We start from the raw sequence: 23,599 nt of genomic DNA on the forward strand, positions 1-23,599 counted from the left end.
TAGTCCAACCGTAATTATCCGTTAATTAAACGTAATATATCATTGTAAGTTACTGCCAGCATCAACACAAACAACATCGCAAATCCGACGAAATGCACCATGCCTTCGCGATTGGGATCAACAGGTCTGCCGCGCAGCGCTTCAATTCCCAAAAATACCAGACGGCTGCCGTCCAATGCAGGTATTGGTAGCAAGTTGAAAATCCCAAGGTATAGACTCAAAATTGCTGCCCATCTCGTTAACTGCTCAATCCCTTGTTTAGCAATTTGTCCTGTCACTTCAAATGTGCGAACTGGACCACCGATATCATCCATGTTGAACTGATTGATCAGATGTTTAAAACCTTCAAATATTATTTTGGTTGTATCAACCATGGCCACGCCTGAGACTTTAAATGTCTCTACAAATCCAACAGATCGGGTTGGTAACGTAGGTACAATTCCCACTTTACCGCCCTCTTGTCCTTCTACAGCACGTGGAGTAATCGTTATATTAAACGTATCCGAACCCCGGCGCAGCGTCCATTCCATCGGCTTGTCTTTGGAATCGGCAATCATCGACACCATTTTTTGTGAATCCGTACCAATTGCAGTACCATTGATGGTTTCGATAATATCGCCCTTTTGCAGGTTCGCCTCATCGGCTGCCCCACCTTCAAGCACTTCACCAATTACAAGATTTTTTGGATTTTCCACTGGAACTCCTGCCATCTGGGCATATACAGCAAACAGCACAAAGGCCAAGATAAAGTTCATGAGTGGGCCCGCAAAAATAGCCAATGCACGCTGTCCAACAGTTTTGCTGCCGAATTGACGATCTTTCGGTGCAATCTGCGTTTGTTTACCACGACTTACCAACATTGCTTGAGGATGAATACGATACTCCTGAATCTCTCCATCTACATCGAGTTGAAGCTTCAGCGCTCTCTCCATATCAATGGAGATGACTTCACCACGTATTACATTTTTACGGTTATCCAGCTGATCCAGATAGATCATCTTCACTTGGTCATCCGCTGATCTTACCGCAATGGTCTGTCCTTCCTGGATCTCTACCAGTTCCGGATCTTCCCCTGCCATCCGTGCATATCCACCAAAAGGCAACAAACGCAATGTAAACTGGGTCTCGTTTCTTTTATATGAGAACAATTTGGGACCAAAACCGATCGCAAACTCCCGTACAAGAATACCGGCGCGTTTGGCAAAATAATAATGCCCCCATTCATGAACCGTCACGATGACAAAGAACATGAGCACCGTTAGAAATACCACTTGTATGGTTTCCAATCCCTATCCATCCTCCTTCACGGCACATACCGCAGTCTGTCCCTCTAGATTATCATTATTCTCTGATGCCGCACAAGAGAATCACTTCTTCCAATTTGTAATGAAAAAAGAGATTACAGACTCGCCGCAAGCTTACGGCTCTCCTGATCACAACGTGCGATCTCCTGCAGATCAGGCTCGTCCACATTGTGGTGTGCTTCCAGCACAGAAGCAATAATATCTTCTATTTTAAGGAATGAAATCTCTTTACGCAAGAAACGGGCTACAGCAACCTCGTTGGCTGCATTAAACGCCGTTGTTGCGGTTCCTCCCATTTTACCACACTCATACGCCATTCTTAAACACGGGAACCGTTCCATATCCATATCACGGAAATGTAATTTCCCAGCTTGAGCAAGAGACAGACGCTGTGCCGGTGATGGCAAGCGGTCAGGGTAAGTCAGTGCATATTGAATGGGCACACGCATATCTGGATTCCCCAGTTGTGCGATGATGCTTGTGTCATCAAATTCCACATAGGAATGAATAACACTCTCTGGGTGAAGCAATACATTAATCTGATCATATCGAAGACCAAATAACCAATGTGCTTCAATGACCTCGAGACCCTTGTTTACCATCGTTGCCGAGTCTATCGTGATTTTGGAGCCCATTGACCAATTTGGATGTTTAAGCGCATCCTCTATAGTCACGTTCTTCAACTGTTCACGGGTAAGATCACGGAATGATCCACCTGAAGCGGTGAGCGTGATGCCTGTCAGGCGTTCTCTGTTTTCACCATTTAAACATTGGAATATAGCAGAGTGCTCACTATCAACGGGCAGTAAAGAGACTCCTTTGGCAGCCGCTCTTGTCGTAACGATATGCCCCGCTGTAACCAATGTCTCCTTATTGGCCAGTCCGATCTGTTTGCCTGCATCTATGGCAGCAAGCGTTGACTCCAATCCAACACTGCCCACCACCGCTGTAACAACCGTATGCGCATCGGTTCCTGCCGCAACTTCTACGAGTCCTTCGTTGCCATAAAATAGTTGCGTTCCTGCTGGCAAATGTGGAGCTATCTTCTCCGCCAGTTCTTTGGACCCCACTGATACCTTCTTCGGCCGGTAACGTTTGGTTTGTTCGATCAGCAGGTCTGTATTGCCTCCGGCAGCCAGTCCTTCCACTTGAAAGAGTTCTGGATGCATGTCAACTACATCCAGTGTCTGGGTTCCAATGGAACCGGTTGACCCAAGAATCGCAATTTTTTTCATGCTGCACCTCATCTTTAATTATCCAATGCCTACGGCGAACAATGCTGTTATCTCAGACTCATGTTCTTCTTTAGTAGGGCAGTAGCATTAGTATATGTACGAATGGAAAAACAACAATCCAGCTGTCGCACCGATCAAGAATGCCTCCATGCCCTGGGAGAAGACTGCCTGAATCCTTGATATTATATACACGTTTGTATGCAGACTGGATCAAGTCACCCATCTGACCTACAACTGCACAGGCAATTCCGATCACAATCGCTCTCTGCCAGGAAAGCAAACCATCTGATACTAATGCAAAAATAACAGAAGTAACAATTGCAATTACGATGCCACCCAGTGCACCCTCTATAGTTTTGTTTGGACTGATAGAAGGCCACAGTTTGTTTTTACCAATGAGTTTCCCTACAAAATAAGCTCCTGCATCACTGGCCCATATGGAGCCCAGCAACAGGAACGTCCAGAACAACCCATGATACAGATGTCTGGATTCTGCAATGTAATAGAAACCGATCCCTATATACAACACGCCGAGGAAAAGCATGGCCACTGTATTCACGGGAACTTTATTTTTGGTGACAACCGAAGCTGTCATCAGTACAAGCATTACTATCCAGATGACCTGAAATAAGGATAGCGGTCTTGCCTCCCAAAACATTTCCCAAGGAAACACAATGGCAAACACACCAGCATATCCAATCAGGGCCACACCTGAAAAAGGCATCACCCCGGTCATTTTAACAAATTCATAATAACCGATGAGAGCCATAAGCAATACCAAACCATGGTACCAGGGTCCGCCCAGCATGCAAAAACCTAAAAACAACACACCTGCTATGATTCCTGTCGTTAGTCGCTGTTTCAACGGCTTCATCCTCCATCTATTTCAAACCGCCGTAACGCCTTGTTCTGCGCTGATATTCGGCTACTGCTTCAAGCAAATGCTTTTTGCCAAATTCGGGCCAGTATATATCCGTAAACCATAATTCACTATATGCAAGCTGCCAAAGCATAAAGTTGCTTAATCTCAACTCTCCGCTCGTCCGGATCAGCAGATCCGGATCAGGCATGTCAACCGTCAGCATATGTCTATCAATGAGTTCGGGTGTTATATCCTCTGCCGATAGTTCCCCCGATTTCACCTGCAGAGCGATCTGTTTAACACAGTCCGTCATTTCACGACGACTTCCATAGTTCATTGCAAAATTCAAAACGAGACCTGTATTATGTTCCGTAAGACGAATGGCTTCCCGCAAGGCATTAATGGTATGAGAAGGTAAATGTTCCTCTTGACCCATCATGCGAATGCGCACATTTTTTTCTATAAGTTCATCCAGCTCTATAGCTAGAAATTCTTGCGGAAGTCGCATCAGAAAATCCACTTCTTCTTTTGGACGCGTCCAGTTTTCTGTCGAAAAAGCGTACATCGTCAGATATTTGATGCCCAGTTCATCCGCCGCGATGGTCGCACGTTTGACCGCCTTCATGCCATTTTGGTGCCCGGCTATACGCGGCAGCCCCAAACGTTTGGCCCATCGTCCATTGCCGTCCATGATGATGGCGACGTGCTGCGGGATATTGTCCTCGGATATAGTCAGCGTTTCCTGCTTGTCAGCCCCATTCCACCACGACCGAACCCGTTTGATCATTCCTGTTCCTCCAAAATCCCTGAAGTTTCTTTATCTGAAGCTTGGAAAAAGAGACAAAACCCCACCGTATTGGAGGGGCTGCGCTTGTCTTACACTTCCATGATTTCTTTTTCTTTGGCAGCGAGTACCTTATCGACTTCAGCAATAAACTTGTCGGTCGATTTTTGGATATCATCTTGATGTCTCCGGGATTCATCCTCAGAAATATCTGACTTTTCCAGTTTCTTGATGTCATCATTCGCATCACGGCGAATGTTACGAATCGCTACTTTACCTTCTTCACCGAACTTCTTCGTCAGCTTAACAAGTTCCGCTCTACGTTCTTCCGTCAATGCCGGAATAGACAAACGAATCATGCTACCATCATTGGCTGGAGTAAGACCCAGATCCGATTTCATGATGGCACGCTCGATGTCACCCATAGAGGATTTGTCCCAAGGCTGAATCATCAGGGTACGAGAATCCGGAGTACTGATATTAGCGAGTTGATTCAATGGCGTCATTGCTCCATAATACTCTACCTGAATTCGGTCCAGAAGAGCTGGAGTTGCGCGGCCTGCACGCAAACTAGCCAGGTCACGACGCAATGCTTGAATTGCTTTTTCCATACGCTCTTCGGCATGTTGTTTAACCGCTTGTGGCATTAATCTACACTCCCTTTAACGATTGTTCCGATACGTTCGCCCAGAACAACACGTTTGATGTTACCTTGTTCCGTAATGGCAAATACGATCAACGGGATGTTGTTGTCCTTACAAAGCGAGGATGCCGTTGAATCCATTACACCAAGGTCTTTGTTAAGAATATCCATGTAAGTCAACTGATCAAATTTCACAGCTGTACTGTCCTTAAACGGATCTGCTGAGTATACACCATCAACTTTATTTTTGGCCATCAAGATAACTTCTGCTTCAATCTCCGCTGCGCGCAGTGCTGCTGTTGTATCCGTGGAAAAGAACGGGTTACCTGTACCTGCTGCAAAAATAACGACCCGGCCTTTCTCCAGATGGCGAATAGCTCTACGACGAATATAAGGCTCTGCAATCTGTTGCATTGCAATAGATGTCTGTACACGCGTAGGCACTTCAATCTGTTCCAAAGCATCCTGCAGTGCCAGCGAGTTCATTACTGTCGCCAGCATACCCATATAATCGGCAGTTGCACGATCGATGCCGTTTTCACTACCGGCAATTCCACGCCAGATGTTTCCGCCGCCACATACAATAGCAACCTGTACACCAAGTGCAACAACCTCTTTTACCTGTTGGGCAATCGACGAGATCGTATCTGCATCAATACCGTAGCCGTTTTGACCGGAAAGAGACTCTCCGCTGACCTTCAAGACAACACGTTTAAATACTGGCTGTTCCAATTATTCACCCTCCACTTTGAATCGAACACGCTTGGTGTTCAACCAACAAAACTTCTCGCGCATGGCCTCCTGCTTAAAAAGAAAGGAACACAGTTGTGTTCCGCTCTTTTAGGAAAAACGTTTAACCCGTAAGGCACTGTTTTCCTGAGATATAAGGGAGTTTACGCTTCGAAGTTTCATCATTCTTATATCTTCGAAAATCAATTCTGCTCGCCGGTTTATAGAAACCGTCTTATTTGTTTACTTGGGACATAACTTCTTCTACGAAGTTGTCTACTTTTTTCTCAAGACCTTCACCCAGTTCGTAACGAACGAAACGACGGATGGAGATGTTTTCACCAATTTGGCTGATTTTTTCGTTCAGCAATTGAGAGATCGTTTTGTCTGGATCTTTAACGAAAGTTTGTTCCAGCAGGCAGTACTCTTCGTAGTATTTACCGATACGGCCTTCAACCATTTTTTCAATGATTTTTTCTGGTTTGCCTTCGTTAAGAGCTTGAGCTTTCAGGATTTCTTTTTCTTTTTCCAGCTCATCTGCAGGAACTTCTTCACGTGTAACGAATTTAGGATTAGCTGCAGCGATTTGCATAGCTACATCTTTAACGAAATCCTTAAATTGATCCGTTTTACCAACGAAGTCTGTTTCACAGTTAACTTCAACCAAGACACCAATACGTCCACCAGCGTGGATGTAAGATTCAACAACGCCTTCAGTTGCTGCACGGCCTGCTTTGCTTGCTGCTGCAGAAAGACCTTTCTCACGCAACAATTCAGCTGCTTTTGTTACATCACCGTTTGCTTCTTCCAGTGCTTTTTTGCAATCGAGCATACCAGCGCCCGTTCTTTCGCGAAGTTCTTTTACTGCACTCGCATTAACTGCCATTATAAATTCCCTCCAACATTAAGTATTGTACGTACACTCTAAAAAAAGGGCAGTGAGAGGTTATCCACCTGCCAACCACCCTTTTCATTTAGTTTATAACATATGTTCGAATCTATTAAGCGGAAGTTTCTTCGCCTTGGTTAGCTTCGATTACAGCATCAGCCATTTTACCTGTCAGCAATTTAACAGCGCGGATCGCGTCGTCATTACCTGGGATAACATAATCGATCTCATCCGGATCGCAGTTAGTATCAACGATACCAACAATTGGGATACCCAATTTGCGAGCTTCCGCAACAGCGATACGCTCTTTGCGTGGATCGATGATGAACAGGGCGCTTGGCAGGCCTTTCATATTTTTAATACCGCCCAAGAATTTCTCCAGACGATCTTTTTCTTTGCGAAGCAAGATAACTTCTTTTTTAGGCAATACAGCGAATGTACCGTCTTCTTCCCAAGCTTCCAACTGTTTCAAACGATCAATACGTTTTTGAATAGTTTGGAAGTTAGTCAGGGTACCGCCGAGCCAGCGTTGGTTAATGTAGAATTGACCAGCACGTTCAGCTTCTTCTTTAACAGAATCTTGAGCTTGTTTCTTAGTACCCACGAAAAGAATTTTGCCATTCTCTCCTGCGATTCCTTTAACGAAATTGTAAGCCTCTTCGACTTTTTTCACCGTTTTTTGCAAATCGATGATGTAAATTCCGTTTCTTTCAGTGAAGATATAACGATCCATTTTTGGGTTCCAACGACGAGTTTGGTGACCGAAGTGTACCCCAGCTTCGAGAAGCTGCTTCATGGAGATTACTGCCATCTTCACACACCTCCTAATATGGTTTTTATTGTGTCCTCCGCCGGCATCATTTTTCGCCAAGACTCTCCATAAGGAAAGCACCCTCAACAAAATTAGCACATGCGTGTGTTTTAACACCGTTATCTAATATAGCATAACTGACTGTCCGATGCAACAGTCTTTGAAGCTAAAATCTACTTTTCGTTTTTTGCTAGTATCGAATCATTTTAAACTTGATATGTAACTCAGGCGCTAATTATTATCAAGCTTTGAAAATGTACCGTTTAATACGCAAAAACCGTCCAGTCCGAGCATGCTCAGTTTGACGGTTCTTTCGTAATTTTTGCGATAATGGATTTGAAACTTTCGCCTTTTTCAAGCGCATAGGTACCCACTTGGATTTTGGTATTGATTCGCTCAGCCTTGCCAGCCTTTATGAATGCTTGAGCATCATCTACGATTCCCGCGGTTTTTAGGTTTGCTGCAACGATCGCCAGACTATTGCCTGAACGTACTTTGAATGATACTGTTGCGCCTTTCGGATTGCTCGGCGTTACAGGTTCTGTTGTTTTCGGCTCAGTTATCTCTTTCTGCCCTTCAACTTCACTTGTAGCAGGCTCTTGTGGCTTCTCAGGCTCGGTAGGTGTTTCCGTAGAGGTTGCTGTCTCTGGCGGTGTTGCTGTACTCCCCTGCAACTCACTGCTCTCCTGCTTTTTCTTTGCCACCCACTCTGCTTCTGTGTATAGTTCCTCTTCAGAACCGACCAACTTCATATCCAAGGTTTTCGCGGCCGTTTCAAGCTGTTCTTTGGTCATATTGGCAGTCTGCTCGGGGTCCAGATTACTATCCGACAATGCATTTTGTCCAACTGTGGCCAGTTGAAGCAAAACCGCACCAATAATCATGCCGCTCCCCAGACCAATCCATAAGGATCGCTTGTCCATGACTTAGCTTTCCTCCCGTTCTGCCAGTTGTAGTATTAACTGTACCTCACCTCGCTGAATGCCTGTCTGCTTGGATATGGCATCCATCGACTTACCTTCAGCATGTAGATTAAAGAGTTCTGCATATCGATCTTTAATCGATTCACGCCCAGGCAAAGATTCGACTTCACTGGTCTGTTGGTCTGCTTCTAACGCCTGCTGGGCCGCCTCTGCTTGTACACTTTTCACGAGCGCTTGTGCTTGCAAACCTTCGGAAGATTGTACAGATACATTACCGGAGTGTGGAACAGGTGATGCGACAGCTTCGTTCTTTTTGCTCTGTTCCAGCTGATCCAACCGCTGCTGTAATTCCTGAAGTTGCAATTGCATACGTTGATCGGCTGCTGTCGCTTCTCCCTTCATTTCAGCCACACGTTGAATAAGAGCATCATTATCATTTTCGATCTCGGTCATGTAGTGCTCAAGCGTAGATTCCATCTCCTGCACCAGTTGATGCCCAGGCTCTTGCGCCTTGTTTTTCCGAGGCATAATACAAGCGTAGGCGATGGCGCAGGCCCCTAATATGACAATAATGATCCATGGTGACAAATTGGGTTCTCTCCTTCTGATTCAACCATCGGTGCGCAAGACTGCATGTCCATAACAACCATTTATTATAAAGACAGATCTATGTGTTTTCCCTTGTACGGGTGCTCTGCAGGTTTGACAGTTTCTTGAGCCTGAGCAGTCTCCTGTCCATCGGAACCACTCTGCTGATCCCCATCATGGTTATGACCATCACGCACCGAAGTCTGTGAAGTTTCGTCCATTGCTTCACTTCGTTGCCTTGCTTCATTTGCTTCTTTCGACGTTTGCTCTGCCAAAAGATTCTGATCCGTAATCGGTCGCTGCTGGGCTTCACTTTGATAACGTCCCGCTTCACTTGTTCGTGGTACCGCAATCTGCAACTCCACTGCTTTGAAACTCATACGCTCACCTCACGGTTTCGAATGGATTTCTTCCTGTGCCTGAATGCTGTACTTAAACGTATGGAACCATCGTAATATCACCATCGTGATAATAAAATGAAATTCGACTCACTGGATCTTTAATAAATTTCGTGTATCTGCCGATAACTATTTTAGAGCCTCCATAAATCATCTTCAGAATATCAACACGAGCATTACTTGTATCTTCAAGTGCCTTTTCAATTTCAAAGATACGCATTTTCGTTTCTTCACTTATACGAAGAGCAGATTTCTGCGTAGCATTCAGCTTGATTCGCATCGACATCTTATCTGGAGTTAGTTGTCCAGCGGCAGCTAATTGATCCAGCAATGTCAAAGCTTTCTTCGTTTTGTCCAAGGAATCCATCTGCTCTCTGACTTCCTTGCGCAAATCATTGAGTTCGTTACGCAGCTTTGGTAGCACACCAACTTCAATGGAAGTGACCGTGGACATGCTGTTGCCCACAACACGCGCTGAGACGTTCTGGCCAGCCTGGATCGAGCCACCAACAATAAGACCCTTGGTTCCCGCACAGATGACACCGTGGCCAGCACGAATATTAGAATGCATAATACTTTGGGAAACCAGAACATCTTCACCGGCATCTACGTTGCCTTCTTGAATGAAAGTACATTTAACATTATGGCCTGCTTGTACCAGTCCTTTGTTATAACCAATAATACCACCGGTAATTTCGATTGAGCCGCCTGCTTCCAGTTCAGCTCCTTCGACACCTCCGACGACACGAATGTCACCTGCTGCTTTTACTTTAAATCCGGTAAGTACATTGCCTCGTATGACAACTGTGCCTACAAAGTCGATATTACCGTTATTGTAGTCAACGTCACCATTGACTTCATAAACCGGAAACACATTCAGTTTGTTACCGTCCGTTTTGGTAACCAGCCCATCTAGTGCAGCATACATCGCAGAACCATCCGGGTTAATCACAACGTTTTTCCCAACTTTAAACCGAGCTTCTTTTCCCGGACGATAAGGAATTTCCTCACCCGTTACTGCCCTGCCTGGTATGCCATCGCTAGGAGCGATCCGCTCTGCAATGATCTGACCACTACGGACATTGTTTAACCGGGTCACTTCTTTGTAATCGACAGTTCCATCTTCCGATTCCAGTGGTCGTCGTTCATTCGAATCGTCCATTCCAACCAGAACCTTAATGAAGCCATCTGTTCCTTGAATGGGAGCGACACCTTCTGCGATCTTGTATTTATCTTTCAAATAGGTTTCAGGGTTGTTCACAAAAAGTAATAATGCCTCTCGCGATACACCTTGTTTGATGCCCTTGTTTGCCACAAATTGTTCAAGTTCATCGATCGTGCAGGCAAAGCCTTCTTCCTCTTTGGAAAATTCAAGGTAGGCTGTGCATTTGTCGTCCGATAAAACAATGTTTAAACATTGTTCCAAAGCAGTCCGCTGTATCACCGCAATTCTTCCCCCTTTTAGACTTTCCACTCCCCAAACTCCAATGATATTACTTCTCTCTATTAATCTTTACGCATCAACAAATCTTTCTGTTTGTCCAACGTGCCGCGTAATCGTAATATTGCCTTGGAATGTAACTGGGATATACGAGACGGAGAAAGAGACATAACCTCAGCAATTTCACTAAGAGAAAGATCTTCGTAATACAAGAGTGAAACAACCGTTCTCTCTTTTACCGTCAACTTGTCAAGCCCTTGCACCAAAGTTTCCTTCAAATAAAACTCATTCACTTTATAATCCGGATTTTTGGCTTTCTCATCCACCATCAAAGACAGACGAGTCTCAGACTCTTCCTCACGAATTGGGTCCTCCAGCGAGCAAAGTGACATGACTGCCACTTCCTGAAGCATATGTTGAAAATCTTTAGTGGATACGTCCAAGTACTCGCTCATTTCCTCATCACTAACAGACCTGAGATAACTTTGTTCCAGCTGTTGGTAGGCGTCTTCAATTCGCTTGGCCTTCTCACGCACAGAACGCGGAACCCAATCACCTTGACGCAGACCGTCAAGAATGGCTCCGCGGACCCTCCATGATGCATAAGTTTCAAATTGCAGACCACGTTCATAGTCGAACTTCTCCAATGCATCAATTAACCCCATAACGCCATTGCTCTCCAAGTCATCCTTGGGAACATTTTTGGGTAAACCAACAGCCAGTCGACCGGATACATAATTTACAATATGAAGATACTTTTCAATCAACGTTTTCTTGGCTTCAAGATCTCCATGTTCTTTCCACTTTTCCCACAGATCAGAATGGTTCAAATGTGAAGCTTTACGCTCGTTCAATTACTTTCACCCTCCTTATTTGTCTGTCAGGTGACGAACGGCCTGCGCCAATTCCTCCGGATCCTTGGTCCGGACAAGTTTAGGCGGATCCAAAGGGGCGAATCCCGTTGGAGCTTTCGTCTCAGATGGCGGAAGATCGTCCCCAGATGAAGCGTTCTGTCCACTCTTGAGCAAATCATTCAGCTCTTGTCCATCGTCTTCGATTTTAATGTCCACCTGTGAACCTCTTTGATCTTGAGCACTTGGTGAATCATAACCATACCCATTTCCCTCAATCTGAGGGTTCAGCAGCAATCCCAATCCCCAGCGTAAACCATATGCAAGGACAAACCAGGCTACGAATCCGATCAATCCGCGAATTAAACTGGTCATCAGCACATTGCTGCTGTATGCTACAAAAAAAGTAAGAATAAACCCAACGATGCCTGCTCCAAGATTAATGCGGTAGTTTCCTATCATAGTCTTATAGTTCCTTTACACCCATTTGTACGCTTCGAATAGTCAAAAGTCCAGTTTCACAATCCATCTCAATCGTTCGTCCATAATTCCCACCCGTATCTTCTGCTAGAAGAGGGATATTGAGTTTTTGAAGCCACTCTCGACAAGAATCTGCATTCCTTGGTCCAATACGCATTGTATCTCCAGCGCCAGCAAAGGCAAACATCTGAGAGCCTCCGGCCATTTTAGACACAATACGTGAGTGAGAAGCGCCTAGTTTAATCATCTTTTCCAAAAGCTCAGGCAACGCCGTATCCGCATATTTCGCAGTGTTCAGTTTCCCTTCACGGGCGATCTCTGAAGTAGGAAGCATGACATGCGCCATTCCAGCCAGCTTCAAATGTGGGTCATACATTGTTAATCCCACACACGAACCCAAGCCAGTCGTACGGATTACACCAGGAAGATGAGCGATGTTTAAATCCGCCATACCGACTTTAACGACGCTTTTGTCCTCAATCATAGCTCAGTGGCACCCCTAGCGATTCAAATATCTTTGCAAAGGATGGTGGATCCGGAATGAGGAAAAACTGACCCTCAACTTGATCTTCACCTTCAAAGAAAGATGTGTCAATCAACAATGCAGCGTCACCCATCTCGCCAAATTGCAGCAAGCCATAACTTAGAATGGCACCTGCCATGTCGATGGCAAGTCCAGGAACAGTTGGATACATAGACAACTTCGTGAAATCTGCCAGAGAAGAAAGATAGGATCCAGCCAAAATATTTCCAATCTCGGAAAGCGCTGATTGTTCCATATCTGTAAAATCGAGTCCTTCTTTCAGATCAAATCCGGCAAGTCTATTCAACAACATTTTAGCAGCCTCTGGTGTCATCATAAAGAAAAGATTTCCCGGTGCTTCGCCTTCTACACGAAGAAACACGGTAACCACGATGCGTTCATCTCCGCCCACTTTTTCGGCAACTTCTTCAAAAGGGAGCATTTGTACTGTAGGTACACCCATGTCAATCGGTCTGTTGAGGAGTTGAGACAACGCCGTTGCGGCGTTGCCTGCTCCAATGTTACCGACCTCTTTGAGCACATCCATCTGGAATACCTCAAATCGGTTGAACATCTCCACGGTACTAGCCCTCAACACTTTCCAGCTGTACAATCTCGCTTTTATTTAATACTTCGTTTAGGTTGAGCATAATCAACAAGCGTGAATCTTCCAATTTAGCAACACCTCGCAGGTATCTCGCTTTGACGCCGCCAACCACTTCTGGTGGGCTATCGATCGCACTGCTCTTGATATCAATAACATCATTGGCAGAATCTACGATAAAGCCAACTTGCATGTCGTCTACACCTACGATAACAATACGAGTCTGATCCGTGTATTCCGTTTCCGGAAGGGAGAAACGACCGCGTAGATCAATGACTGGAATTACAACACCGCGTAGATTAATAACTCCTTTTACAAAGGAAAGTGTCTTGGGAACACGGGTAATTGGCATCATGCGCTCAATCGTCTGAACCTTGTCTACCTCAATACCATACTCTTCGGAACCCAATTTAAAGACGATGACTTTCAACTCTTCTTCCATGTAAAAAACCTCCCTATTAAATGTAAGACTTAGCTCTATGCTTATTTAATAAATGCATTAGGATCAAGAATCAGGGCTACTTGTCCATCTCCGAGAATGGTTGCTCCAGAGATTCCTTCAATAGCAGGAAGATAGGTTCCCATTGATTTGAGAACAATCTCACTTTGTCCAATAAATTCTTCAACAGCTACGGCTGCAAGACGGTCGCCTTTGCGAATCACGACAATTTCTGTTTCTTGCTCATCAGCATCATTGAAATCCGGTACAGAGAATACTTCGCTCAAAGACAAGTACGGAATCAGTGACTCACGGAATGTGATCATTTTATTGCCGTGAATATTACGAACTTGCTCACGTTGTACAATGGCCGTCTCTACAATGGAGGACAACGGAACAGCATATTTCTCAGAACCAAGTCGTACAAGCATTGCAGCAATAATGGATAGTGTCAACGGAAGCTGAACAGAGAAGTTCGTGCCTTTGCCTGGAGTTGAATGAATCGTTACATTACCACCAAGCGAAGTGATCTTCGATTTTACTACATCCAAGCCAACGCCCCGGCCAGAGATATCCGAGATAATATCAGCAGTACTAAAACCAGGTGCGAACAACAGTTGATTCACTTCATCGTCACTCATCTTGGCACCTTGTTCTTCGGTTACAACACCACGTTTGATCGCAGTTTTCAAAAGCTTGTCGCGATAGATCCCTTTACCATCATCTTCAATCTCGATAAATACGTGATTTCCACTGTGGAAGGCACGCAGGTTTACTGTACCCATCTCTGGTTTACCTGCAGCTACACGCTCTGCAATGGATTCCACACCATGGTCAACCGCGTTACGCAGTAAATGCACAAGCGGATCACCAATCTCATCAATTACCGTACGATCCAATTCCGTCTCAGCACCTGTAATCACCAGATCGATTTTTTTATCAAGTGTCTTAGCCAGATCACGGATCATGCGCGGGAATCGATTAAATACGGTATCTACCGGAACCATCCGCAATTTCAGTACAATATTTTGCAAATCTGTGCTAACTCGACTTAAATGAGCTACTGTATCGGATAAATCATTGTTGCCTGTTTCACTGGCCAGTTGCTCCAGACGTGAACGGTCAATCAACAATTCACTGAACAGGTTCATCAATACGTCGAGACGTTCAATATCTACACGAATGGTACGTGAAGGTGCAGCAGCTTGCTTCGGTGCAGCTGTTTTAGCTGGTGCCGTTGTGGTTTCTTCTTTGGGTACAGAATTCTTATCCGGCGAAGCAACCTCAGCTACAGCTGTTGGTGCGGGTGGCGCTTCAACTGTAGCTGCTACCTGATTGGCCATCTGCTGAAGAGTCTCCTGATCCAGTTGAATGAGCTTTGCACTTTCAATTTCAGAGATACTCATGATGCCTTCTTCCAGTTCGTGCGCTTCTTTAGTTGTTATGTAATACAACGAGAAACTGCGCTCAAACTTCTCCTGCTCAATATCCTGAACGGATGGGTAAGCCTTAACGACTTCACCTGAACGTTCCAGCATATCAAAGACCATATAAGCCCGTACACCTTTTAACTGGCTATGCTCGCTAACAAGCACATCCACGTAGAACACACGATGACCTTCGGCGATCGACTGATCCAGCACTGAATATTGGAATTCATCCAGCTCCACGGCCGAAGAGATTGAAGCGTTAGCCGGCTTGTTTGTTTCTGTAGCAGGTCCATTTCCGTTTGTCATTTCACCATTTTCAATGGCTTGAAGTGAAGCTACGATCGACGACACATCTGCTTTACCTTGTCCACCTTCGGTAATATCTTGAACCATAGTTTCCAAAGCGTCCAGACTCTTGAACATGGTATCAAAAATGTAATCCTGCATTTTCAACTTCTCATTACGAACCAGATCCAACACATTTTCCATTTTATGTGTCAGTGATGCCAAATCTTCAAAGCCCATAGTTGCTGCCATACCCTTCAAGGTATGAGCAGAGCGGAATATAACCTGAACTATGCCCAGGTCTTCCGGATTGCCTTCAAGTTGAAGCATGTTTTCGTTAAGCGATTGCAGATGATCATTAGACTCATCAATAAACATGGATAAATATTGGTTCATGTCCATTGTGAGGCACCTCCTCCGTGAGTTACACTCCGTTATTTCACTGCTTGAACAAGTTTAGAAGCAATCTCCTGCAATGGCAGAAGATGACGAACGCATTGCAGCTCTACAGCAGAACGCGGCATACCATATACAACACATGTTTCTTCATTCTCGGCAAAGGTTGATGTAACTCCGGCTTCGTATAATCTCTTCATCATACGTGCTCCATCACTTCCCATTCCCGTTAGCAAAACAAGATGCCTTTGTAAAGATGTAAACGGCAGAAGTGACTCAAACATCGTATCCACTGAAGGTCTATGTCCATTCACTGGTTGATCTTCAGTCAGCTTCACGATAAACTTCCCGTCTGCTGTTTTGTTAACTTTCACATGGAATCCGCCAGGTGCTATATAGGCGGTTCCTTTTTTCAGAACCATGCCCTCTTCAGCTTCAACCACATGCAGTGGACTGAATGTATTCAATCGTTGAGCCAGAGAACGTGTGAAATTGGGCGGCATATGCTGCACAATAATGACCGGTGCAGGCAAATCAGCAGGCAACTGCTCGAGCAATGTCTTGAGAGCCCTCGGTCCACCCGTAGAACAACCTATTGCCACAAGTTTGTTGAATGGTCCTTCCAGCCCCCCTCCACCTTTGGGAACAGGATTAGGCTTGATTACATCCTTGGCTTTTGCAGAGGCAGAAGTTGCCGCTATTTGATCAGCTGCCACTCTAGCTGCATTAGGTAGTCGAACTTCCTTTGGAGTCTGTACTGGATTAGCTGACCTCACTGCTTTTTCTGCCTTCGTCCCCAAATTACGCTCAGCCTTTGGCAAAGGCTCCGGTTTATTCTCTACGCGACCTGGTTTTGAAGGTGACAATGGTTCAATTGGTTTCTTTGCTTTGGCCTGAAAGGCTTCAGTCCGCTCTCGAAGAGAGCGTTGAATCGTCTCAACAGGTTCGATCGTTTTTTTCACAGGCTCCGCTCGATCCCTAGCCGGCAGTTCTTTCTGCACTGGCTGAGTTGGGGGAACAACTGCTCCTCGCAACATGTCTCTATTTTTCATGGATAACTCACGATCAGCTTTTCTTTTGATCTCATTCATCGCAGCTCGCATGCGCTCAACCAAGGCTTTACCAACTTGAGCAATATCCTGGTCATGTGAAATAGATGGTTTGCGAATGAAGTCAAATGCCCCAGCTTCAAGCGCCATAATGGTTTCTTTCATGCCTTGTTCATTGATACCAGAGAGCATAATCACAGGAACGAAAGATTCCTTCATAATTGATTTTAATGCATCCAACCCATTCATTTCGGGCATCTCAACGTCCATTGTAATAATATCGGGTTTCAATTCTAGTGATTTTTGAATCGCTTCTCTACCGTTTGATGCCGTTGCCGTAACCTTGAATTCCGGATCCGCTTGGATCAAATCCGTAACAATCTTACGCATAAAAGCGGAATCATCGACAACCAATACTTGATACGCCGCCATGTTGTGTCACCCCTGTTTCCTTTATTCAGAAATCATGTTGTCCGTTTAAGCCACTTATTCATAAATCCCCTGATTCCTGTCAAGGTTCCGGATCCCGGAGTTGCAGGTACAGCCAGATAACGAAGAGCAAGTTTCTCTATATCTTTAGAGGCTTTGGCATTCGGATAAGCCAGACTATAGGGCATTTGCCTTTTAACCGCCTTGACTACCTGGGCGTCTTCTGAAATATACCCAAGAAGCGGAATATCCGTCTGCAAAAACCGCCTCGCCACTCCAGCTATTTTTTCTGCCACCCGTTCCGCTTCTCGTTCGTCTTCCACCCGGTTAACGATCATCCGAAAGGGCGTAGCATTTTCCTGGCCGTGCATAACTTTGACTAAAGCATAAGCATCGGTTATTGAAGTCGGTTCAGGTGTAGTTATAATCAGGCATTCATCAGCAGCACCGATGAACTTCATATTCTCTCTGGAGAGTCCTGCCCCAGTGTCAAAGATGACATAATCCATTTCCTGGGCAATATCCTCGACTTGACTGGCGAAAAACTCCAGATCACGATCAGACAATGAGAACAACTCTTTCATGCCCGATCCTCCAGCAATGTAAGGCAAGCCACTGGCACCCAGTTGTATGATTTCCCTTATGGATTTTTGTCGGTACAACAGGTGGTAAAGATTATAGGAAGAAGACGTACCCATAAGAACATCAATATTAGCCATTCCAATATCGGCATCAAATACAAGTACCTTTTGCCCCAAAGCCTGCAATGCCAAGGCAAAGTTCAGTGTGAAATTGGATTTGCCAACACCTCCCTTACCACTGGCCACAGTAATGATTTTCGAGGATCGAATATCTCGTTCAATGCCTTCCAATTCCAATGGCGCGGAGACCATACTTCGAAGTGCAGCTGCCTGATCCTTCATTGTGACCATTCTCCCAGCAACTGTTTGGACAACGAATCTGCATCTGGTTTCAACAAATCGTCCGGAACATTTTGTCCATTTGCCACATATGCGAGCTTGAGTGGAAAACGGTGTAACAAGTTAAATAGCGGACCGCAGCTCCCAGTCTCATCCATTTTGGTGAAAATCACCTTATCCAGTCCATATTTACTGAAATGTTCCGTGATCTGCACCATATCAGCACTTTTGGAAGTCATACTCATGACCAGAAAGGTTTCGCTATTCTCTACAGGAGCAAGCAAACTTTGCAGTTCCGAAACAAGTAATTCATTTCTGTAGTTTCTACCCGCTGTATCCATAAAGATCAAATCACAATTCTCTAATCGAGAAATGGCACGTTGTGTATCACCAGGCGATTGCACCACCTCAAGTGGAACATTCAGTATAGATGCATACGTTCTAAGCTGTTCTACCGCCGAGATTCGATACGTATCTGATGTAATGAATCCCACTTTACGCTGTTTTTTGAACATTTGTTCAGCAGCCAATTTTGCAATTGTCGTAGTTTTCCCTACACCGGTTGGTCCAGCTACATAGACGATTCGCGTGGTAGGAAGAATGCCTTCTTCAATACGTTGCTCCAAAAAGTGCATAACCTCAAGCTTCACTATTTGCTCTACACCCTGTTCTTTTAATCCATCCTCAGACCATTTTGCTTGAATTGAATCAAACCAGGATTCCCACACTTCAGGCCAAACATCTTGTTCTGTCAAACGTTCTCGGATCGTATGCAGTTCCTCTGGCACAGGGTCTGCAGAAGTACCTTGCTTTGAAAGCCTGGTCACCATCTGTTTAAGATCCTGCAATTCAGTCATCAACTTATCCTGCTGCAGGTCAGAACCTGTTGGCTTCGGACCAGTTGTTGAACCCGAAAAATCCGCCCCTTGCGGTCGCGGTTTATGATCCGTGCTCGAAGAACCTGAGCCGCTGTCTATGTTTGAACCGATATTACGCGATTCAAACACAGACGGTGCAGCCGCAGATTGGTCCTGTACACTTTGATCAGCTGTATTCGTTGCCACCGACTCATCAGAAGCCGCAACAAACGAACGAGCTGTTTGCCGATAAGCCTCAGGTACAAATGCACGAGGTACAGGTGTGAATTGATTTTGTACTGGCTTTGTTGTTTGCTTGTTTTCTTCCTTATCCACTGCAGCTACAACTTCGATCCGTTTTTTGCGAAACATTCCCATCACACCGCCCACCTTAATCTCTTTGGTGGACAGAATAACGGCATCACTTCCCAGGTCTTTGCGAATTTGAAGCATAGCTTCGGGCATGGTCTCAACAACGTATTGTTTTACTCTCATAAGTTCACCACCCCGATACTTTGAATTTCAACATTCGGCTCCAACTCGCTGTAGGAAAGCACAGGAATGTCCTGCATAGTACGTTCAATAACCTGACGCAGATACATCCGAATGGTTGGAGAAGTTAATACAACAGGTTGTTGACCTGATTGAATCAAACGGTTCACTTGTTCACTGAGCTTCTGATATACACTTTGTGTAGATACAGGGTCTAGCGCAAGATAACTGCCTTGATCCGATTGTTGCACACTTTCAGCAATTTTCTTCTCAAGACCAGGTCCAACCGTGATCACTCGAAGTGTCTCACCTTTCTGTGAGAACTGCTGAGTAATCTGACGTGAGAGGGATTGTCTGACGTATTCAGTCAGCACATCAGGATCTTTCGTATACGTACCATAGTCAGCCAGTGTCTCGAAGATGGTAACCATATCTCGAATAGATATTTTCTCACGCAATAACTTAGCAAGCACTTTCTGTACATCACCAATGGAAAGTAGAGAAGGGATCAGTTCATCCACAAGGGCAGAATAGTTCTCTCTGAGATTATCCACAAGTGCTTTTGTTTCTTGTCTTCCAAGTAACTCATGCGCATGTTTCTTAATCAGTTCCGTCAGATGTGTAGCCACAACGGAAGGCGGATCAACGACCGTATATCCTGCAAGTTCGGCTCTGTCTTTGGTTACTTCATCAATCCATAGTGCCGGAAGTCCAAAAGCAGGTTCCGTCGTTTCAATACCTGTCACAGACTCCTCATCATAGCCAGGACTCATGGCAAGGTAATGATTCAACAACAGTTCTCCGCCACCTACCACATTACCCTTGATTTTGATAACATACTCATTGGGTCTGAGCTGGATATTATCTCGAATCCGTATAACCGGAACGACCAACCCCAGTTCAAGAGCACACTGCCTCCGAATCATAATGATCCGATCCAATAAGTCCCCACCCTGCTGATTATCAGCAAGCGGGATTAAACCATAACCAAATTCAAACTCAATAGGGTCCACCTGAAGCAGGTTAATTACACTTTCAGGACTTCTAACCTCTTCAATCTGCTGTTCTTCTTCCAACTGTTCTTCCGCTACTTGTTTCAAATTCAGATTATTCTGCATACGCCACGCGGCATATGCCAACACACCTGCCAACGGAAGCGTAGTAATAACATGAATTGGTGTGAAGAAACCGAGCATGGCAATAACGAAAGCTACGATATAAATTAGTATTGGATATGTAAACAGTTGCCCCGTAATATCATCTGCCAGGTTTCCTTCTGATGACGCTCTGGTGACGATAAGTCCTGCTGCTGTGGAAATAAGCAGAGCCGGGATTTGGCTTACCAATCCATCTCCGATAGTCAGTACAGAGTACGTTGCCATCGCATCTGCGAAAGCCATCCCATGCACAGTCATACCGATAATAAATCCACCAATGAGATTGATCAGGAGGATGATAATACTTGCAATTGCGTCACCTTTTACGAATTTACTTGCTCCATCCATCGCTCCATAGAAATCGGCTTCACGTTCAATTTTGGAACGACGCTCACGAGCTTGTTGCTCGTTGATCAGACCCGCATTCAGATCCGCATCAATACTCATTTGTTTACCAGGCATCGCATCAAGGGTGAATCGGGCAGCAACTTCAGCTACGCGCTCAGACCCCTTTGTAATAACGATAAACTGAACGACAACGAGGATCAAAAACACGATAAATCCAATTGCAATTTGCCCTCCAGCAATCCAGCTACCAAAGGTAGCAACTACAGCTCCAGCATCCCCTTCACCAAGAATTAGCTTGGTAGTCGAAATGTTCAGAGCCAGTCGGAATAGTGTAGTGATCAACAGCAAAGCTGGAAAAATAGAAAACTGTAACGCTTCTTTGCTGTTCATTGCAACAAGGAGTATCATCAGTGCAATTGAAATATTGACGACCAGCAACAAGTCCAACAGCCAGGTTGGGATCGGAAGAATCATCATCAACACAATGCCAATGATACCCGCAAGGACAGCTATATCTTTAATCTTCAATGAATGTACGGCCTCCGATCCCCTTTTATTTCGTTCTGCCCTTTAGTTTATATACATAAGCCAGCACTTCAGCTACCGCTTGAAACAAATCGGCCGGTATAGCGTCACCAATCTCGGCTCTCTGGAACAATGCCCGTGCCAGCGGCTTGTTTTCCATCGTAATAACACCGTTTTCTTTGGCTATTTCCTTAATACGCAAGGCGACATAATCCTGACCTTTGGCAATAATCTGTGGTGCCTCCATCTCGGAACCTTCATACTTTAGCGCAACCGCAAAGTGGGTCGGGTTCGTGATGATCACATCCGCATTTGGCACTTCCTGCATCATGCGCTGCATAGCCATACGACGCTGGCGTTCCCGGATTTTACCTTTGATCAGCGGATCACCTTCCATTTTCTTGTACTCGTCTTTGATGTCTTGCTTGGACATACGAATCTTCTTCTCATGGTCATACTTTTGATACATGTAATCAAATATCGCAAGTATCATTAATGCCACTGCAATCTTGATACCAAGACTTAAAGTAATCGACGCAGCGAAATGTAAAATAGCATCCAATGAAAAATGAGAAAGTGAAGCAATATCTGACTGGTAGCCTTTAATTGTACTGTAAACGAGATAACCGATAAGCGACATTTTCAAAATGGATTTAGCAAATTCCACTAATGAGCGGAGAGAGAATATATTTTTGAAACCTTTAATCGGGTCCAGTTTCTCAAGTTTTGGCTTCAAACCTTCCCCTACAAGAAGAAAACCAACTTGCATGTAGTTAACGATCAAAGCAACCAGGAACGCACCCAGCAAAACGGGAGCGATCAATAACAAAACTTCAATGCCATAGCGCATCATAAGCGCCATCACATTCTCTCCGGTGATATCCATACTCAATCGATTGATGAAGATATCTGTAAACAGACGAACTATACGTTCTTTATAGAAATTGCTGAATACCATCATGATCAAAAACACGATTAGGAGAATGGATGCGCCAGATAGTTCAGCGCTTTTTACAACCTGTCCTTTTTTTCGTGTATCCTGTCTCTTTTTCGGGGTAGCTTTCTCCGTCTTCTCCCCTGAAAACAACTGGAGGTCGAGTTGAAGTTTCATCCGTGTCTTTTCCTCCGTTTCACTCAGCCGGGCCTTTGTCCAATGGTTCCAAGCAATTTTTCCATCGATCTGAATATCGCTTCGAACAATTGACTAAATACAAAGGAGAAACTGGGAACCAGCAAAAGCAAAATAGCAAGACCAACGAGTAACTTAAGCGGCAACCCAACTGCAAATACATTAAATTGAGGAGCAGTTTTGGCCAAAAAACCCAATCCAACATCCGTCAAAAACAACGCAACTACAATCGGAGCCGACATCTGAAAAGCCAGCATAAATGATTGACCTAAGGTCTGAATCAAAAATTCAGCAATACTTCCATCTGCCAACCGTAGGAAAAACACATTAGATAATGGTACCCACCGGTAACTGTAAACTATCGCATCCAGCAAATAATGGTGACCATTCATCGTTAGAAACAGAAGCATAGCAAATGCATACTTCAAGTTACCCGTAAGTGGAGCTGAAGCACCTGTCATTGGATCGTATACATTGGCCATACCAAAACCGATCTGTAGATCGATAAAGGTCCCCGCAGTCTGAACAGCCGTCATCAACAGATAAGCCACAAAACCTAAAAGCAGGCCAATTAGAATCTCTCTGATGATCAATAAGACATAACTCAGGTCTGTGGGTACGGTCTGGTCTATTCCGTAAATCAGATAGACAGATAATGTGACAAATGCAGAGATACCTATTTTAACTGAAGCCGGCACATTTCGAGCCGAAAAAACTGGCGCAGTTACAAAAAATGATGTGATTCGACAAAACATAAGCAGAGCGACAGGGAAACTTTGCAACAATGTCTCCATCTGCTAAAGCCTACCCTATGTATCTGTATAGATTATCGAGAATGTTAAACGTGAAATCGACCAGGATATTTAAGATCCAAGGTCCAAACAAAAGTACTGACAGAAGTACGGCAACAATCTTGGGCACAAAAGCTAATGTTTGTTCCTGAATTTGAGTTGTCGCTTGAAAAATACTGATTGCAAGTCCTACAACCAGAGCTAGTATAAGCATAGGTGCGCTGGCCAGCAATGACGTGTATACCGCTTTCCCGGCCAGACCGATAATAAATTCCGAAGTCATGACC

25 protein-coding genes are annotated in these 23,599 nt (G+C 44.7%); all 25 read right to left on the reverse strand.

All coding sequences use genetic code 11. From position 1 onward, the window contains the following. Positions 1 to 14: 14 nt before the first annotated feature. Entirely contained in the window at positions 15 to 1,286 is a 1,272-nt protein-coding gene (rseP, locus tag C170_RS10715; RefSeq protein ID WP_036609317.1) for an RIP metalloprotease RseP, read from the reverse strand. Positions 1,287 to 1,399: 113 nt separating this feature from the next. Further along, positions 1,400 to 2,539 carry a 1-deoxy-D-xylulose-5-phosphate reductoisomerase gene (locus tag C170_RS10720; protein WP_036609320.1) on the reverse strand — a complete coding sequence of 380 codons (1,140 nt, stop codon included), beginning with the start codon at positions 2,537 to 2,539 and terminating at the stop codon, positions 1,400 to 1,402. Positions 2,540 to 2,609: 70 nt separating this feature from the next. After that, positions 2,610 to 3,404 carry a phosphatidate cytidylyltransferase gene (locus tag C170_RS10725; RefSeq protein ID WP_036609322.1) on the reverse strand — a complete coding sequence of 265 codons (795 nt, stop codon included), beginning with the start codon at positions 3,402 to 3,404 and terminating at the stop codon, positions 2,610 to 2,612. A gap of 16 nt (positions 3,405 to 3,420) precedes the next feature. Continuing rightward, positions 3,421 to 4,188 carry an isoprenyl transferase gene (locus tag C170_RS10730; RefSeq protein ID WP_017689151.1) on the reverse strand — a complete coding sequence of 256 codons (768 nt, stop codon included), beginning with the start codon at positions 4,186 to 4,188 and terminating at the stop codon, positions 3,421 to 3,423. A gap of 89 nt (positions 4,189 to 4,277) precedes the next feature. Next, on the reverse strand, positions 4,278 to 4,832 hold the full coding sequence (gene frr / locus C170_RS10735) for a ribosome recycling factor (protein WP_036609324.1): 555 nt from the start codon (positions 4,830 to 4,832) through the stop codon (positions 4,278 to 4,280). Further along, positions 4,832 to 5,560 carry a UMP kinase gene (gene pyrH / locus C170_RS10740; protein WP_017689153.1) on the reverse strand — a complete coding sequence of 243 codons (729 nt, stop codon included), beginning with the start codon at positions 5,558 to 5,560 and terminating at the stop codon, positions 4,832 to 4,834. The genes frr and pyrH overlap by 1 nt, the downstream gene beginning before the upstream one ends. Positions 5,561 to 5,792: 232 nt before the next feature. Further along, on the reverse strand, positions 5,793 to 6,443 hold the full coding sequence (gene tsf, locus C170_RS10745) for a translation elongation factor Ts (RefSeq protein WP_036609326.1): 651 nt from the start codon (positions 6,441 to 6,443) through the stop codon (positions 5,793 to 5,795). A 115-nt stretch (positions 6,444 to 6,558) separates the two neighbouring features. Then, positions 6,559 to 7,257, reverse strand: coding sequence for a 30S ribosomal protein S2 (gene rpsB, locus C170_RS10750; protein ID WP_017689155.1), 699 nt, complete (start codon positions 7,255 to 7,257; stop codon positions 6,559 to 6,561). A 296-nt stretch (positions 7,258 to 7,553) separates the two neighbouring features. Then, the gene (locus C170_RS10755; RefSeq protein WP_036609328.1) at positions 7,554 to 8,180 is read right to left on the reverse strand and encodes an endolytic transglycosylase MltG; all 627 of its coding nucleotides are present in this window, start codon (positions 8,178 to 8,180) and stop codon (positions 7,554 to 7,556) included. Positions 8,181 to 8,183: 3 nt separating this feature from the next. Further along, on the reverse strand, positions 8,184 to 8,768 hold the full coding sequence (locus tag C170_RS10760; protein ID WP_036609330.1) for a hypothetical protein: 585 nt from the start codon (positions 8,766 to 8,768) through the stop codon (positions 8,184 to 8,186). Between the two features lie 65 nt (positions 8,769 to 8,833). Then, complete coding sequence (locus C170_RS10765) at positions 8,834 to 9,148, reverse strand: hypothetical protein (RefSeq protein WP_036609332.1); 315 nt, start codon at positions 9,146 to 9,148, stop codon at positions 8,834 to 8,836. A gap of 52 nt (positions 9,149 to 9,200) precedes the next feature. Continuing rightward, positions 9,201 to 10,610: a DUF342 domain-containing protein gene (locus C170_RS10770; protein ID WP_036609334.1), complete on the reverse strand. Its 1,410-nt coding sequence runs from the start codon at positions 10,608 to 10,610 to the stop codon at positions 9,201 to 9,203. A gap of 62 nt (positions 10,611 to 10,672) precedes the next feature. After that, positions 10,673 to 11,461, reverse strand: coding sequence for a FliA/WhiG family RNA polymerase sigma factor (locus tag C170_RS10775; protein ID WP_036609336.1), 789 nt, complete (start codon positions 11,459 to 11,461; stop codon positions 10,673 to 10,675). A gap of 15 nt (positions 11,462 to 11,476) precedes the next feature. Further along, positions 11,477 to 11,920 (reverse strand): hypothetical protein, encoded by a 444-nt coding sequence (locus C170_RS10780; RefSeq protein WP_017689161.1) that lies wholly within the window; start codon positions 11,918 to 11,920, stop codon positions 11,477 to 11,479. Between the two features lie 4 nt (positions 11,921 to 11,924). Further along, entirely contained in the window at positions 11,925 to 12,422 is a 498-nt protein-coding gene (locus tag C170_RS10785; RefSeq protein ID WP_017689162.1) for a chemotaxis protein CheD, read from the reverse strand. Beyond that, positions 12,415 to 13,035 carry a chemotaxis protein CheC gene (locus tag C170_RS10790; protein WP_100529443.1) on the reverse strand — a complete coding sequence of 207 codons (621 nt, stop codon included), beginning with the start codon at positions 13,033 to 13,035 and terminating at the stop codon, positions 12,415 to 12,417. The genes C170_RS10785 and C170_RS10790 overlap by 8 nt, the downstream gene beginning before the upstream one ends. 10 nt (positions 13,036 to 13,045) lie before the next feature. Then, the gene (locus tag C170_RS10795; protein WP_036609340.1) at positions 13,046 to 13,507 is read right to left on the reverse strand and encodes a chemotaxis protein CheW; all 462 of its coding nucleotides are present in this window, start codon (positions 13,505 to 13,507) and stop codon (positions 13,046 to 13,048) included. A 41-nt stretch (positions 13,508 to 13,548) separates the two neighbouring features. Beyond that, entirely contained in the window at positions 13,549 to 15,621 is a 2,073-nt protein-coding gene (locus tag C170_RS10800) for a chemotaxis protein CheA (protein ID WP_036609342.1), read from the reverse strand. 32 nt (positions 15,622 to 15,653) lie between these two features. Continuing rightward, on the reverse strand, positions 15,654 to 17,096 hold the full coding sequence (gene cheB, locus C170_RS10805; RefSeq protein WP_036609344.1) for a chemotaxis-specific protein-glutamate methyltransferase CheB: 1,443 nt from the start codon (positions 17,094 to 17,096) through the stop codon (positions 15,654 to 15,656). A gap of 32 nt (positions 17,097 to 17,128) precedes the next feature. Further along, positions 17,129 to 18,016 (reverse strand): MinD/ParA family protein, encoded by an 888-nt coding sequence (locus C170_RS10810; protein ID WP_017689167.1) that lies wholly within the window; start codon positions 18,014 to 18,016, stop codon positions 17,129 to 17,131. Next, positions 18,013 to 19,365, reverse strand: coding sequence for a flagellar biosynthesis protein FlhF (flhF, locus tag C170_RS10815; protein ID WP_036609346.1), 1,353 nt, complete (start codon positions 19,363 to 19,365; stop codon positions 18,013 to 18,015). Before flhF ends, C170_RS10810 begins: the two co-directional genes overlap by 4 nt. After that, positions 19,362 to 21,395, reverse strand: coding sequence for a flagellar biosynthesis protein FlhA (flhA, locus tag C170_RS10820; protein WP_036609349.1), 2,034 nt, complete (start codon positions 21,393 to 21,395; stop codon positions 19,362 to 19,364). The genes flhF and flhA overlap by 4 nt, the downstream gene beginning before the upstream one ends. Positions 21,396 to 21,420: 25 nt before the next feature. Continuing rightward, complete coding sequence (gene flhB / locus C170_RS10825) at positions 21,421 to 22,503, reverse strand: flagellar biosynthesis protein FlhB (protein ID WP_179086416.1); 1,083 nt, start codon at positions 22,501 to 22,503, stop codon at positions 21,421 to 21,423. 23 nt (positions 22,504 to 22,526) lie between these two features. Next, complete coding sequence (gene fliR / locus C170_RS10830) at positions 22,527 to 23,315, reverse strand: flagellar biosynthetic protein FliR (protein ID WP_036609353.1); 789 nt, start codon at positions 23,313 to 23,315, stop codon at positions 22,527 to 22,529. A gap of 10 nt (positions 23,316 to 23,325) precedes the next feature. Next, on the reverse strand, positions 23,326 to 23,595 hold the full coding sequence (fliQ, locus tag C170_RS10835) for a flagellar biosynthesis protein FliQ (RefSeq protein ID WP_017689172.1): 270 nt from the start codon (positions 23,593 to 23,595) through the stop codon (positions 23,326 to 23,328). Between the last annotated feature and the right edge of the window lie 4 nt (positions 23,596 to 23,599).

Origin of the sequence: Paenibacillus sp. FSL H7-689, from assembly GCF_000517905.1 — a bacterium.
In the GTDB taxonomy this organism is placed as follows: Bacteria; Bacillota; Bacilli; order Paenibacillales; family Paenibacillaceae; genus Paenibacillus; species Paenibacillus amylolyticus.